The sequence below is a fragment of the Pseudomonas sp. HR96 genome (assembly GCF_034059295.1).
Lineage (GTDB): Bacteria > Pseudomonadota > Gammaproteobacteria > Pseudomonadales > Pseudomonadaceae > Aquipseudomonas.
On the sequence record NZ_CP139141.1, the window covers coordinates 4904649 to 4919148 of the forward strand.

Genomic DNA, 14500 nt, shown 5'->3' on the forward strand with positions numbered 1-14500 from the left:
CCAGCAAACCTGCGGCAAACAGCCACAGCGCCGTCCGCTAACTCATCAGGCTCTTGGCATAGATGACCGCCGCGGCCCCAGCCATGCCAATCACAAACGGAATGAGGCCTGGGGTCCAGATCCAATGGCGCTCGCGTTCACGACGAATTTCCTCATCCAGCTCTCGAGCCAGTTCCCGAACCGAGCGAATTTCATCATCGAATTCGGATTTCATGTTGTCGCTCCTTCTGGTTCGCACCAGGGATAACACCCGAGGCTGGGCGATCACCGCCTCAGCCGGTAGAGAGATAAGCGGACACGGCAGTCAGTATCCCGGCACCGGCCAGCAAGGGGTAAACGAGAATCTGGACGTGGATCTTGAGCCGTTCGGCCTGGAGTTTTTTGGCCTCGATGATCAGTTTTCGCATGTCGGCGATACGTCGGCCCTTTTCCAGAGCGAACGCATCACGGGCGAGGTCCTCCTTGCTGTCGATGAACATTGCGCCTCCTTGTTCGACTCATGGGGCATCCTGCCCTGTGGTTGTCGATGTAAACAGAATTCGCTGCCTTGCACCTCAGCGAAACTGATTCACGATTTTTCCCGAACCCCTGCAGCGGTGGCCTGAACCCACCCCCGGGTTTAGAGTCTGACCCTGCGTCACTTCTGCCCGATTCACAAGGAGCTACCCGATGCCTCGCCTCAGCCGCAGCGCCGCCGTCCTTCTCGCCGCCGGCGCCCTCGCCAGCCTGCCGGCCCTGGCCGACGACGCCCGCTACAACCAGATATCCCTGCGCGCCGAGGTCAGCCAGGAGGTGCCCCGCGACCTGATGATGGTGACGCTCTACACCGAGGCCCAGGACGCCGATCCGGCTCGGCTCGCCGCGCAGATCAGCGACAGTGTCAACAAGGCCCTGGCCCAGGCGCGCCAGGTCCAGGGCGTGACCCTGCGCCAGGGCGCGCGCAACAGCTACCCGGTCTATGACGACAAGGGCCAGAAGATCACCGGCTGGCGCGAGCGCGCGGAAATCCGCCTGGAGAGCCCCGACTTCCCGGCCCTGTCCAGGCTGACCGGCGACCTGCTGCAGAACTTGAAGATGGGCAGCATGGACTTCGCCATTTCGCCCAACAGCCGCAAGGTCAATGAAGACGCCCTGCTCAAGGAGGCCGTCGGCGCCTTCAAGGGCAGCGCAGCCCTGGCCACTGAAGCCATGGGCGGCAAGAGCTACAAGGTCGTCAACCTGAACCTGAACACCAGTGGCTTCAATCCGACCTTCGCCCGTGCGCCGGTGATGATGATGAAAGCCGCACGCGACGCAGCGCCAGTGACGCCGGACGTGGAAGCGGGCACCAGCCAGGTGAGCATCACCGCCGAGGGGACGATCGAGGTAGTGATGCCTTGAGGCGCAGCCAGCCGTTCAAAGCTTGCTCGCGAGGGCCGTAACGCGGTAAACCTGCCCGACTCCCGAAAACCAGAGGCCTCCATGGATCGATTCGCCTTCAAACCCCTGCTGCTCGCCGCCCTGCTCGGCACTGCCCCGCTGGCTCACGCGGCCAGCACGCTGGTCTACTGCTCCGAAGCCAGCCCCGCCGGCTTCGACCCCAGCCAGTACACCAGTGGCACCGATTTCGACGCTTCGGCCGAGACCGTATTCAACCGCCTGACCCAGTTCAAGCGCGGCGGCACCGAAGTCGAGCCCGGCCTCGCCACCTCCTGGGACATCTCGCCGGACGGCCTGACCTATACCTTTCACCTGCGCCAGGGCGTGAAGTTCCACACCACCGAGTACTTCACCCCCAGCCGTGAATTCAACGCCGACGACGTACTGTTCACCTTCCAGCGCCTGCTCGACAAGGACATGCCGTTTCGCAAGGCATACCCCGCCGAGTCGCCCTACTTCACTGACATGGGCCTGGATACCACCATCAAGTCAGTGAACAAGACCGACCCGCAGACCGTGGTCTTCAGCCTGAACAACGTCGATGCCGCCTTCGTGCAGAACCTGGCCATGAGCTTTGCCTCGATCCAATCCGCCGAATACGCCGCGCAACTGTTGAAGGACGGCAAGGCCGCCGACCTCAACCAGCTGCCTGTGGGCACCGGCCCGTTCGTGTTCAAGCGCTACCAGAAGGACGCGCAGATCCGCTACGTGGCCAACAAGGACTACTGGAAGCCGGACGATGTGAAGATCGACAACCTGATCTTCGCCATCACCCCGGACGCTGCGGTGCGCCTGCAGAAGCTCAAGCGCAACGAGTGCCAGGTCAGTGGCTACCCGCGGCCCGAAGACATCGAAGTGGCCAGGCAGGACCCCAATCTCAAGGTGCAGAGCCAGGCCGGCTTCAACCTTGGTTTCCTTGCCTACAACGTCACCCACAAGCCGCTCGATCAATTGAAAGTGCGCCAGGCGCTCGACATGGCCATCGACAAGCCGGCAATCATCAAGGCCGTGTACCAGAGCGCCGGGCAGCTGGCGCAGAACGCCCTGCCACCGGGCCAGTGGTCGTTCGACCCGAACATCAAGGACGCCCCCTACAACCCGGACAAGGCCCGCCAGCTGCTCAAGGAAGCCGGGGTGAAAGAGGGCACCGAGCTCAACCTCTGGGCCATGACCGTGCAACGGGCGTCCAACCCCAATGCGCGCATGTCGGCGCAGATGATCCAGAACGACTGGGCCAAGGTCGGCATCAAGGCCAACATCGTCAGCTACGAGTGGGGCGAGTACATCAAGCGCGCCAAGGCCGGCGAACACGACGTGATGATCTACGGCTGGACCGGCGACAACGGCGACCCGGACAACTGGCTGGGCGTGCTCTATAGCTGCGCAGCGGTCAAGGGCAGCAACTACGCCAAATGGTGTGACCCGGCCTACGACAAGCTGATCCAGCAGGCCAAGTTGTCGAGCAACCGCGACGAGCGCGTGAAGCTCTATCAGCAGGCACAGAAAATCCTCAAGGAACAGGTACCTATCACGCCGATCGCCAATTCCACGGTTTTCCAGCCGATGCGCAAGGAAGTCCAAGACTTCAAGATCAGCCCCTTTGGCCTCACGCCGTTCTACGGAGTCAGCCTGAGCAAGTGATACCGCACGCCCCATTGAAGTGCGCAATATGACTCGAATGGGGTGTTCTGGTGCGCGAAATGCACTGAAATATCCAGTAGCAAACGTTTTTATGAACTAATTTTTATATCCATGCGACATTTTTGGACGTTCGTTCCACAGTCTCGCTAGCAATTGCCCGTTGAGCCTTGATTTGGGTATGCGGCCTGCATAAGTATCCGCAGGTCGACTCACAAGGTCGCCCTCAATCCAAATGACAACAATGAGGCCACCATGCTCAAACACGCAGTCATTCCGTTTCTGGTAGGAGCAAGCCTGCTGGCCAGCGCGCCATTCGCGCACGCCGCCAGCAATCTGGTTTTCTGCTCCGAAGGCAGCCCGGCGGGTTTCGACCCAGGCCAGTACACCACCGGAACCGACTTCGACGCCTCGGCCGAAACCATCTTCAACCGGCTGAGCCAGTTCGAGCGCGGCAGCACCGCCGTGGTCCCGGGCCTGGCGACCAGCTGGGATGTTTCCCCCGATGGCCTGACCTACGTCTTCCACCTGCGTGAAGGCGTCAAGTTCCACACCACCGAATACTTCAAGCCGACTCGCGATTTCAACGCCGACGACGTGCTGTTCACCTTCAATCGCATGCTCGACAAGGACATGCCGTTCCGCAAGGCCTACCCGACCGAATTCCCGTACTTCACCGACATGGGCATGGACAGCAACATCGCCAAGGTCGAGAAGGTCGACGACCACACCGTCAAGTTCACTCTGAATGGCGTCGACGCGGCGTTCATCCAGGACATGGCCATGAGCTTCGCCTCCATCCAGTCGGCCGAATACGCGGCGCAACTGCTCAAGGAAGGCAAGCCCGAAGACATCAACCAAAAGCCTATCGGCACCGGCCCGTTCGTGTTCAGCAAGTACCAGAAGGACGCCCAGATTCGCTACAAGGGCAACAAGGACTACTGGAAGCCTGAAGACGTCAAGGTCGACAACCTGATCTTCGCCATCACCACCGACGCCTCGGTGCGCATGCAGAAGCTCAAGAAGAACGAGTGCCAGGTCACCGCCTACCCTCGCCCGGCCGACATCAAGCCGCTGAGCGAAGACAAGTCCCTGCAGATGCCGAACCAGGCCGGGTTCAACCTGGGTTACATCTCCTACAACGTCACCCACAAGCCGCTGGACAACGTCAACGTGCGCCGCGCACTGGACATGGCGGTGAACAAGCAGCAGATCATCGACGCCGTGTACCAGGGCGCTGGCCAGCTGGCGGTCAACGCCATGCCGCCAACCCAGTGGTCGTATGACACCACCATCAAGGACGCCGGCTACAACCCGGAAAAAGCCAAGGAACTGCTCAAGGCCGCCGGCGTTGCCGAAGGTACCGAGATCCAGTTATGGGCCATGCCGGTACAGCGTCCCTACAACCCCAACGCCAAGCTGATGGCCGAAATGCTGCAATCGGACTGGGCCAAGGTGGGTATCAAGGCAAAAGTCGTCACCTACGAGTGGGGCGAGTACATCAAGCGCGCCAAGAACGGTGAAACCGACGCCATGCTGATCGGCTGGAGCGGCGACAACGGTGACCCGGATAACTGGCTGGGCACCCTGTTCGGCTGCGACGCCATCAACGGCAACAACTTCGCGAAGTGGTGCAACGCCGACTACGACAAGTTGATCAAGGCCGCCAAGGGCACTCCGGATCAGGCCAAGCGTACCGAGCTCTACAAGCAGGCTCAGCACCTGCTCAAGGACCAGGTGCCGCTGACCCCGATCGCGCACTCCACGGTCTACCAACCGATGCGTGCCAACGTGGTGGACTTCAAGATCAGCCCGCTGGGCTTGAACTCCTTCTATGGTGTAAGCCTCAAGTAACAACCTGTTTTCGGGGGTGCATGGAGGCACCCCGAAAACCGCTCGCAACCTCCGGAAATCCTTTTTTCAAAGGCCCCGCCACTGCTTTTGCGCAGCGCGGTGTGCTTTTCAGAATTTTTCCTACTGCGATCCGGAAACGTCGCCTATACGGTCGAGAGCCCAGACCCTCAAAGTCATGGCTTGCCGCATGCGCGCGTCTTCGACGTCAACGTTGCGCGGCCCGACCCATAACAACAAGGACTTTTTATGCGCCATCAAACATTCGTCTCGGCCCTGTGCGGCATCGGCCTGCTGGGCAGCGCTTCGCTGGCCCAGGCTGCGAACTCCCTGGTGTTCTGCTCCGAAGGCAGCCCGGGCGGTTTCGACATCGCGCAGTTCACCGGCGGCACCGACAACGATGCAGCACAGCCGTTGTACAACCGCCTGACCGAATTCGAACAGGGCGGTACCGCCGTGGTGCCCGCCCTGGCGACGCGCTGGGACGTCTCGGCCGATGGCCTGACCTACACCTTTCACCTGCGTGAAGGGGTCAAGTTCCACAGCAACAAAAACTTCAAGCCGACCCGCGACTTCAACGCCGACGACGTGCTGTTCACCTTCAATCGCATGCTCGACCGCAATCATCCGTTCCGGGTCGCCTACCCCGCCGAATTCCCGTACTTCACCAGCATGAGCCTGGACCAGAACCTGGCCAGCGTGACCGCGCTCGACCCGCAGACCGTGCAGTTCACGCTGCGCGAGGTGGACGCCGCCTTCGTGCAGAACATCGCGATGAATTTCGCTTCCATCCTGTCTCTGGAATACGCCGAACACCTGATGGCCAGCGGCCGGCCCAGTGACATCAACCATCAACCGATCGGCACCGGGCCCTTCGCCTTCCAGCGCTATCAGAAGGATTCGCAGATCCGCTACAGGGCCCACCCGCAGTACTGGGCACCGGAGCAGGTCAAGCTCGACCAGTTGGTGTTCTCGATCAACACCGACGCGGCAGTGCGCGTGCAGAAGCTGCGCAAGAATGAATGCCAGGTGACCCTCAACCCACGCCCGGCAGACCTGGCGGCGCTCAAGGCCGACCCCGGCCTGAAGGTCATGGAACAGACCGGCTACAACCTCGGCTACATCGCCTACAACGTCAAACGCGCACCGCTCGACCAACTGCCGGTGCGCCAGGCGCTGGACATGGCGGTGAACAAACAGGCGATTCTGGCGGCGGTCTATCAGCAGGCCGGGCAGCTGGCCGTGGGCGCCATGCCACCCACCCAGTGGGGCTACGACGCGACCATCAAGGACGCGGCCCACGACCCGCAGAAGGCACGCGAGCTGCTGGCGGCGGCCGGCATCAAGGAAGGCACCGAGCTGACACTCTGGGCCATGCCGGTGCAACGCCCGTACAACCCCAACGCCAAACTGATGGCCGAGATGCTCCAGGCCGACTGGGCCAAGGTCGGGCTCAAGGTGCGCATCGTCAGCTATGAATGGGGCGAGTACCTCAAACGCACCAAGGACGGCGAGCATGATATCGCCCTGATAGGCTGGACCGGCGACAACGGTGACCCGGACAACTGGCTCGGCACGCTTTTCAGCTGTGCCGCCATTGGCAGCAACAATTACTCGCAATGGTGCGACCAGCCCTACGACCAACTGGTCCGCCAGGCCAAGCGCATCACCGACCGCGACCAACGCAGCGAGCTGTACCGCCAGGCCCAGCAACGCTTCAAGCAACAGGTGCCGATCACGCCGATTGCCCACTCCATGGTCAATCAGCCTTTGAGCGCCAAAGTCGAAGGCTTCAAGGTCAGCCCGTTCGGGCGGAACGACTTCAACGGCGTCAGCCTGATCGATTAATCCAGAGCACGCTGGAGCAGGCCACCGGCCTGCTCTGGCATGGCACGCGCCGCTTTGAGGAGAAGGGGCGCATAAACGCCATTGCAAACGTTTGCAATGGGCAATTTGGCAGTAAATGTTTCACCCAAAATTAAGCAGGCCCACTCGATGGGACCTGCGAAACAAGGAGCTTCACATGATCATCAAAAAGACGTTGTTGGCACTCTCCATCGGCGGGCTCAGCAGCCTGGCGTACGCGGAGCCTGCCAGTCAGGAATTCGTTCCCACCACCCTGGCGACTACCAGCGCCCAAGGCGAGGCGAGCGGTTTCATCGAAGGTCAGTCGCTGGGTGGCACCACTCGCAACTGGTACGCCAATGAGCTGGCTCGCCGCGACAGCAGCTTTTCCTACAACAAGGATGGCGTCTCCACGCCTACTTCGCGTCGGATCAACTGGGTGCAGGGCACCATCGTCAACTACACCTCGGGCTTCACCCAGGGCACCGTTGGCGTCAGCACCGAACTGGCCGTGTACAACGCAGTGGCACTGGACCGCAGCCGCCGCGACCTGGCCGGCGGCTCCAACCGCACACTGACCGAAGACGACGGCGATGCCGTGGGCCAATGGAGCAAGCTGGGCCTGGGCAACATGAAGTTCCGCGTCAGCAATACCACCCTGACCGCCGGCCGCCAGTCCATGGACTCGCCAATGGTCGCCAGCATCGGCAACCGCGCACTGCCCTCCAGCTTCCAGGGCCTGGCCGTGCACAGCGCCGAGTTCAACAACCTCTCGTTCGATGCCGGTACCTTTGACCGGGTGTCGCCGCGTACCGAGCAGAGCCTGACCAAGTTCGTTTCCGAGTACGGCAACCGCGATGTCAGCGCCGACCACGTCAACACCGCAGGCGTCAACTACCGGCCATTCAAGAGCCTGACGACCACCTTGTTCGCCACCCAGGCCGAGGACATCTGGAACCAGTACTACTTCGGTGCCAGCCATGACCTGGGCGACAGCGATGTATTCGCGCTGAACACCAGCGTGAACTACTACAAGACCAAAAACACCGGCAAGAGCCTGCTCGGCGGTATCGACAACGACACCTACAGCCTGGCCTTCACCGGTACCCACAAGGCCCACAGCCTGACCCTGGCCTATCAGGAAGTGTCCGGCAACGAGTACTTCGACTACCTGCACGAAACCAACGGCATCTTCCTGGCCAACTCCCTGCTGTCGGACTTCAACGGCCCGAACGAGAAGTCCTTCCAGGTCGCCTACGGCCTGAACATGGGCGAGTACGGTGTACCTGGCCTGAAGTTCAGCATCTACCATGCGCGCGGCTGGGGCATCGACGGCACCCACTACCGGGGTACCGGCTACAGCGGCCTGACCGCGATGGACGGCGAGCACCACTACGAATACGGCGTGGGGACTTCCTATGCCGTGCAGAGCGGCCCGCTCAAGGCCACCACCGTGCGCGCCACCTACACCACCCACCGCGCCAGTGAAAACCAGGCCGACGGCAACTTGAACGAGTTCCGTCTGGTCACTACCGTTCCATTCACCATCCTGTAACTGCGCCACCCCACCGGCCAGGGTCGATTCCACGAATCGACCCTGGCTACCACGCTGCCACTCGGCCATAGAGGGACCTGATGAAACCGCTAACAATCAAAGCTGCATTAGTCGCAGCCTTGCTCGGCGCCAGCGTCGGCGTTCAAGCCAAACCGCTGGTGGTATGCACCGAAGCGAGCCCTGAGGGGTTCGATATCGTGCAGTACACGACCGCCACCACGGCCGACGCCTCTTCGGAAGCGATCTTCAACCGCCTGGTGGATTTCACCCCCGGCACCACCGACACCCAGCCGGGCCTGGCCGAGAGCTGGGACATCAGCCCCGACGGCACCCAGTACACTTTCCACCTGCGCCGTGGCGTGAAGTTTCAGACCACCGACTACTTCAAGCCCAGCCGCGAGCTGAACGCCGACGATGTGCTGTGGAGTTTCCAGCGCCAGCTGGACCCCAAGCATCCCTGGCACGACAAGAGCCCGATGGGCTTCCCCTATTTTGAATCCATGGGCCTGCAGAACCTGATCAAGAGCATCGACAAGCTCGACGACTACAGCGTCAGGTTCACCCTCAATCGCGCCGAGGCACCGTTCCTGCGCGATATGGCCATGGGCTTTGCCTCGATCTACTCCAGCGAATACGGCGACCAGCTGCTCAAGGCCGGCAAGACCGAAGAGCTGAACGCCAAGCCGGTCGGCACCGGGCCGTTCATCCTGGTGCGCTACTCCAAGGACGCCCAGATCCGCTACAAGGCCAACCCTGACTACTACAAGGGCAAGCCGCCGGCCGACCCGCTGGTGTTCGCCATCACCACCGACAGCAATGTGCGCCTGCAGAAGTTGCGCGCCAACGAATGCCAGGTGATGGTCTACCCCAAGCCCGAGGACGTCGCCAGCATCAAGGCTGATGCCAACCTGCACCTGGAAGAAATGGACGCGCTGATGACCAGCTACGTGGCCATCAACACCGAGCACAAGTGGCTCAGCGACGTGCGCGTGCGCCGCGCCATCCAGATGGCGCTGGACAAACCCAACCTGGTGGGCGCCCTGTTCGGGCCGGGCAACGCTACCTTGGGCGTCAATCCCTATCCGCCGACCTTGCTGGGCTACAACAAGGCAATCGTCGACACCCCCCACGACCCGGCCCAGGCCCGCGAGCTGCTCAAGCAGGCCGGCGTGCCGGAAGGCACCACCTTGACCATCTTCACCCGCAATGGCGGTGGCGCCACCAACCCCAATCCGACCCTGGCAGCGCAATTGTTGCAAGCAGATCTGGCCAAAATCGGGCTCAAGGGTGATATTCGCGTATTCGAGTGGGGCGAATTGAACAAGCGAGCCAAGGCCGGGGAGCACGACCTGCTGTTTTACGGCTGGGCCGGCGATAATGGCGACCCGGACAACTTCCTCAGCCCCAACTTGAGTTGCGATGCAGCCAAAAGTGGCGAAAACTCTGCACGCTGGTGCAACAAGGAGTTTGATGATCTGATTGCCAAGGCGCGCGGCGAGAATGACCCGGCTGCACGTGCAACGCTTTATGAACAGGCGCAGGTGGTGTTTCACGACCAACAGCCATGGCTCAGCCTGGCCCACCCGAAACTGTTCAGCGCCACCCGCAACAATGTCGAAGGCTTCCATATCAGCCCGCTGACCAATAATAACTTCGCCACCACCCAGGTGAAGTAGAAAACCATGTCAGCCCAAGGCCCTACCCCGGCCTTGGGCGACTTGCCTGACCGGCCGATGAACCGAGGTACCCCCCCACAATGCTTAGCTTTATTGCCCGCCGATTGGGATTGCTTATCCCTACCTTCTTCGGCATCACCTTGTTGACCTTTGCGCTCATACGCCTGATACCCGGCGACCCCGTCGAAGTGATGATGGGCGAACGTCGCGTCGACCCCGAGATGCATGCGCAGGCCTTGGAACGGCTAGGCTTGAACAAACCCTTGTATGCCCAGTACCTGGACTATGTCGGCAACCTCGCCCATGGCAACCTGGGTGAATCCCTGCGTACCCGCACCAGTGTCTGGACCGAGTTCAAGACGTTGTTCCCGGCCACCCTGGAGCTGTCCATCGCCGCGCTGGTCTTCGCCGGCATCCTCGGCCTGCTGGCCGGGGTGATCGCGGCCCTCAAGCGAGGGTCCCTGTTCGACCATGGGGTCATGGGTATCTCGTTGGCGGGATACTCGATGCCGATCTTCTGGTGGGGCCTGATCCTGATCATGTTCTTCTCGGTGAGCCTGGGCTGGACCCCGGTGTCCGGACGCATCGACCTGCTCTACGACATCGAGCCCAAGACCGGCTTCATGCTCATCGACACCCTGCTCAGCGACGAAGAAGGCTCGTTCCTCGACGCGTTGCGTCACCTGATCCTGCCGGCCATCGTGCTGGGCACCATCCCGCTGGCGGTGATCGCCCGCATGACCCGCTCCTCGATGCTCGAAGTGCTGCGCGAAGACTACGTGCGCACCGCCCGCGCCAAGGGCCTGTCACCGGCCCGCGTGGTGTTCGTGCACGGCCTGCGCAACGCGCTGATTCCGGTGCTGACGGTGTTCGGCCTGCAGGTCGGCACCCTGCTCGCCGGTGCGGTACTGACCGAAACCATCTTCTCCTGGCCCGGCGTGGGCAAGTGGTTGATCGAGGCCATCGGCGCTCGTGACTACCCTGTCGTGCAGAACGGCATCCTGTTGATCGCCTGCCTGGTGATCCTGGTCAACTTCGTCGTGGACATTCTCTACGGCCTGGCCAACCCACGCATCCGCCATCAGCGCTGAGGAATTGATCCATGAGTACTCCCAACCCTGTTGCGGGCGCCAACCCGGCTGCCGCCACCGTCGACCAGAGCCTGCTGTATCCGTCACCGTACAAGGAATTCTGGCAGGCATTCGCCAAGAACAAGGGCGCAGTCGCTGGCCTGGCCTTCATGGTGCTGATCGTTTTTTGCGCCCTGTTCGCCCCCTGGGTCGCGCCCCATGACCCCATCCACCAATATCGCGAGTTCACCCTGACCCCGCCGGTGTGGCTGGCAGGCGGCCAATGGCAGTTTCTGCTGGGCACTGACGAATTGGGCCGCGACCTGCTCTCGCGGCTGATCCAGGGCTCGCAGCTGTCGCTGCTGATTGGCTTGTCGTCGGTGGTGATGTCGCTGATTCCGGGCATCCTCATGGGCCTGCTGGCCGGTTTCTTCCCGCGTATCCTCGGCCCGTCGATCATGCGCCTGATGGACGTGATGCTGGCCCTGCCTTCGCTGTTGCTGGCCGTGGCGATCGTCGCCATCCTCGGCCCTGGCCTGATCAACACCGTGATCGCCATCGCCGTTGTCTCCCTGCCGTCCTACGTGCGTCTGACCCGCGCTGCGGTGATGGGCGAACTGAACCGCGACTATGTGACCGCTGCGCGCCTGGCCGGGGCCAACCTGCCGCGCCTGATGTTCATCACGGTGCTGCCCAACTGCATGGCGCCGCTGATCGTGCAGGCCACCTTGAGCTTCTCTTCGGCCATTCTCGACGCTGCGGCCCTGGGCTTCCTGGGCCTGGGCGTGCAACCGCCGACCCCCGAATGGGGCAGCATGCTGGCCTCGGCCCGCGACTACATCGAACGCGCCTGGTGGGTGGTGAGTCTGCCCGGCCTGACTATTTTGCTCAGCGTGCTGGCAATCAACTTGATGGGCGACGGCCTGCGCGATGCGCTGGACCCGAAACTCAAGAACGCCGCCTGAGGAGATTCCCATGTCACTGCTTGAAATCAAGAATCTCAACGTTCGCTTCGGCGACAGCAAAGCCGTGCCGGTGGTCGATGGTCTCGACCTGAGCGTGGAAAAAGGCGAAGTCCTGGCCATCGTCGGCGAGTCCGGCTCGGGCAAATCGGTGACCATGATGGCCCTGATGGGCTTGATCGACGCCCCCGGCATCGTCACCGCCGATGCCCTGCGCTTCGACGGCAACGACATGCTCAAGCTCAACGCCCGCCAGCGCCGCAAGGTGGTCGGCAAGGACCTGGCGATGATCTTCCAGGACCCCATGACTGCGCTGAACCCCAGCTACACCGTGGGCTTTCAGATCGAGGAAGTGCTGCGCCAGCACCTGGGCATGTCCGGCAAGGCGGCGCGCCAGCGCGCTCTGGAACTGTTGAAAAAGGTCGAGATCCCGGCGGCCGAGAGTCGCCTGGACGCCTACCCCCATCAACTGTCCGGCGGCATGAGCCAGCGCGTGGCAATCGCCATGGCTATCGCCGGCGAACCCAAGCTGCTGATCGCCGACGAACCGACCACTGCGCTCGATGTGACCATCCAGGCGCAGATCATGGAACTGCTGCTCAGCCTGCAGCAAGAGCAGAACATGGGCCTGATCCTGATCACCCACGACCTTGCCGTGGTCGCCGAAACCGCCCAGCGCGTCTGCGTGATGTACGCCGGCCAGGCGGTGGAAGTGGGCCAGGTGCCGCAGTTGTTCGACATCCCCGCGCACCCCTACAGTGAAGCCTTGCTGATGGCCATTCCCGAGCACAGCGAGGGGGCCGAGCGCCTGGCCACCCTGCCCGGCATCGTCCCCGGCCGTTACGATCGGCCGCAAGGCTGCCTGCTGTCGCCCCGCTGCCCCTACGTGCAGGACAACTGCCGCAGCCAGCGCCCGGCGCTGGACCCCAAGGCGCAGAGCCTCGCGCGCTGCTTTTATCCGCTCAATCAGGAGGTGGCGTAATGAGCGTCGTTCTGACCGCCCGCGACCTTACCCGTCACTACGAAGTTTCCCGGGGCCTGTTCAAGGGCCACGCGCTGGTGCGCGCCCTCAACGGCGTGTCGTTCGAACTGCAGGCCGGCAAGACCCTGGCCGTGGTCGGCGAGTCCGGCTGCGGCAAGTCGACCCTGGCCCGCGCCCTGACGCTGATCGAGGAGCCATCGTCCGGCTCGCTGAAAATCGCCGGCCAGGAAGTTGCAGGCGCCAGCAGGGATGAGCGCAAGCAACTGCGCCGTGATGTGCAGATGGTGTTCCAGAGCCCCTATGCCTCACTCAACCCGCGGCAGAAGATCGGCGACCAGCTGGGCGAGCCGCTGCTGATCAACACCACCCTGAGCAAGGCCGAGCGCCGCGCCAAAGTGCAGGCGATGATGCAGCAGGTGGGCCTGCGCCCCGAGCACTACCAGCGCTACCCGCACATGTTCTCCGGCGGCCAGCGCCAGCGTATCGCTCTGGCCCGGGCGATGATGCTGCAACCCAAGGTGCTGGTGGCCGACGAGCCGACTTCGGCGCTCGACGTGTCGATCCAGGCCCAGGTGCTCAATCTGTTCATGGACCTGCAGCAGGAGTTCAACACCGCCTACGTGTTCATCTCGCACAACCTGGCCGTAGTGCGCCATGTGGCCGACGACGTGCTGGTGATGTACCTCGGCCGCCCGGCGGAGATGGGCCCCAAGGAGGACCTCTATACGCGTCCGCTGCACCCCTATACCCAGGCGCTGCTGTCGGCCACGCCGACCATCAAGCCGGACCCGCTCAAGCCAAAGATCAAGATCGTCGGCGAACTGCCCAACCCGCTCAACCCGCCCAGCGGCTGCGCCTTTCACAAGCGCTGCCCCTATGCGACCGAACGCTGCGCCACGGAGATTCCGGAGTTTCGCCAGGTCGATACACGGCAGGTGGCGTGCCACTACGCCGAGCAGTTTCTGTAGTCGCTCCAGCCCCCTCCCTGCTGTGGGAGGGGGCGCAGCGTTCGAAAGGCTACCTGGCCAGTGTGATCAGGCTGCCACAGGATAAAGACTGAGTTCCACGCGCCGGTTGAGCGCCCGACCTGCTTCGGTGGCATTGTCGCCTGCCGGACGCTGAGCCCCGAACGATTCGCGGTGAATATTGTTCTGCGGCACGCCCGCCATGAACATGAAGCGCCAGACCGCCGCATTGCGTCGGTCCGAGACGGCCATGTCATAGCTCCCATCGCCACTATCGTCGGAGTGCCCATCAAGGGTAACCACCGAGGTCTTCGCAGTGTCGATGATCTTCAGCAGCAAGGCCTGCGCCTCGACGGACAGATCCGCCGATTCGGCAGCAAAATACACCACAAGATCAGGACTGGCTTTACGCTCGCGCGGCAGGGAATGGCTGGCAGTTTCAGGCGTTTTCATCGCAAGTTCTCCAGGAGAGGAGACCCCAGTAGGCGCCCGCCTACTGCAGGCCGCCATTGGCGAAACTCTTATTCAGTTGCTGGC

At 62.4% G+C, this 14500-nt stretch carries 13 protein-coding genes; 10 read left to right on the top strand and 3 right to left on the bottom strand.

Annotated elements, in window-relative coordinates; genetic code table 11:
• Positions 1 to 37: 37 nt before the first annotated feature.
• Both SFA35_RS21990 and SFA35_RS21995 read right to left on the bottom strand, forming a co-directional pair.
• The gene (locus tag SFA35_RS21990) at positions 38 to 214 is read right to left on the bottom strand and encodes a hypothetical protein (protein WP_320572626.1); all 177 of its coding nucleotides are present in this window, start codon (positions 212 to 214) and stop codon (positions 38 to 40) included.
• Positions 215 to 272: 58 nt separating this feature from the next.
• Positions 273 to 479: a hypothetical protein gene (locus tag SFA35_RS21995; protein ID WP_320572629.1), complete on the bottom strand. Its 207-nt coding sequence runs from the start codon at positions 477 to 479 to the stop codon at positions 273 to 275.
• A 190-nt stretch (positions 480 to 669) separates the two neighbouring features.
• Between SFA35_RS21995 and SFA35_RS22000 the strand changes: the two genes are divergently transcribed.
• The 10 genes from SFA35_RS22000 to SFA35_RS22045 all read left to right on the top strand — a co-directional run bounded on the left by SFA35_RS22000 (position 670) and on the right by SFA35_RS22045 (position 13966).
• The gene (locus SFA35_RS22000) at positions 670 to 1380 is read left to right on the top strand and encodes an SIMPL domain-containing protein (RefSeq protein ID WP_320572630.1); all 711 of its coding nucleotides are present in this window, start codon (positions 670 to 672) and stop codon (positions 1378 to 1380) included.
• An 81-nt stretch (positions 1381 to 1461) separates the two neighbouring features.
• On the top strand, positions 1462 to 3060 hold the full coding sequence (locus SFA35_RS22005; protein ID WP_320572632.1) for an ABC transporter substrate-binding protein: 1599 nt from the start codon (positions 1462 to 1464) through the stop codon (positions 3058 to 3060).
• Between the two features lie 252 nt (positions 3061 to 3312).
• Positions 3313 to 4911, top strand: coding sequence for an ABC transporter substrate-binding protein (locus tag SFA35_RS22010; protein WP_320572635.1), 1599 nt, complete (start codon positions 3313 to 3315; stop codon positions 4909 to 4911).
• Positions 4912 to 5157: 246 nt separating this feature from the next.
• Positions 5158 to 6756 carry an ABC transporter substrate-binding protein gene (locus SFA35_RS22015; RefSeq protein WP_320572637.1) on the top strand — a complete coding sequence of 533 codons (1599 nt, stop codon included), beginning with the start codon at positions 5158 to 5160 and terminating at the stop codon, positions 6754 to 6756.
• 175 nt (positions 6757 to 6931) lie between these two features.
• Positions 6932 to 8308 carry an OprD family porin gene (locus SFA35_RS22020; RefSeq protein WP_320572640.1) on the top strand — a complete coding sequence of 459 codons (1377 nt, stop codon included), beginning with the start codon at positions 6932 to 6934 and terminating at the stop codon, positions 8306 to 8308.
• A gap of 80 nt (positions 8309 to 8388) precedes the next feature.
• Positions 8389 to 9984 (top strand): ABC transporter substrate-binding protein, encoded by a 1596-nt coding sequence (locus SFA35_RS22025; protein WP_320572642.1) that lies wholly within the window; start codon positions 8389 to 8391, stop codon positions 9982 to 9984.
• Between the two features lie 80 nt (positions 9985 to 10064).
• Complete coding sequence (locus SFA35_RS22030) at positions 10065 to 11075, top strand: ABC transporter permease subunit (RefSeq protein ID WP_320572644.1); 1011 nt, start codon at positions 10065 to 10067, stop codon at positions 11073 to 11075.
• A gap of 11 nt (positions 11076 to 11086) precedes the next feature.
• Entirely contained in the window at positions 11087 to 12019 is a 933-nt protein-coding gene (locus tag SFA35_RS22035; RefSeq protein ID WP_320572646.1) for an ABC transporter permease subunit, read from the top strand.
• A 10-nt stretch (positions 12020 to 12029) separates the two neighbouring features.
• Positions 12030 to 12998: an oligopeptide/dipeptide ABC transporter ATP-binding protein gene (locus SFA35_RS22040; protein ID WP_320572648.1), complete on the top strand. Its 969-nt coding sequence runs from the start codon at positions 12030 to 12032 to the stop codon at positions 12996 to 12998.
• Positions 12998 to 13966 carry a peptide ABC transporter ATP-binding protein gene (locus SFA35_RS22045; protein ID WP_320572650.1) on the top strand — a complete coding sequence of 323 codons (969 nt, stop codon included), beginning with the start codon at positions 12998 to 13000 and terminating at the stop codon, positions 13964 to 13966. Before SFA35_RS22040 ends, SFA35_RS22045 begins: the two co-directional genes overlap by 1 nt.
• Before the next feature lie 66 nt (positions 13967 to 14032).
• On the opposite strand, the gene SFA35_RS22050 is transcribed toward SFA35_RS22045, so the two are convergent.
• Entirely contained in the window at positions 14033 to 14416 is a 384-nt protein-coding gene (locus SFA35_RS22050) for an OmpA family protein (RefSeq protein WP_320572652.1), read from the bottom strand.
• Between the last annotated feature and the right edge of the window lie 84 nt (positions 14417 to 14500).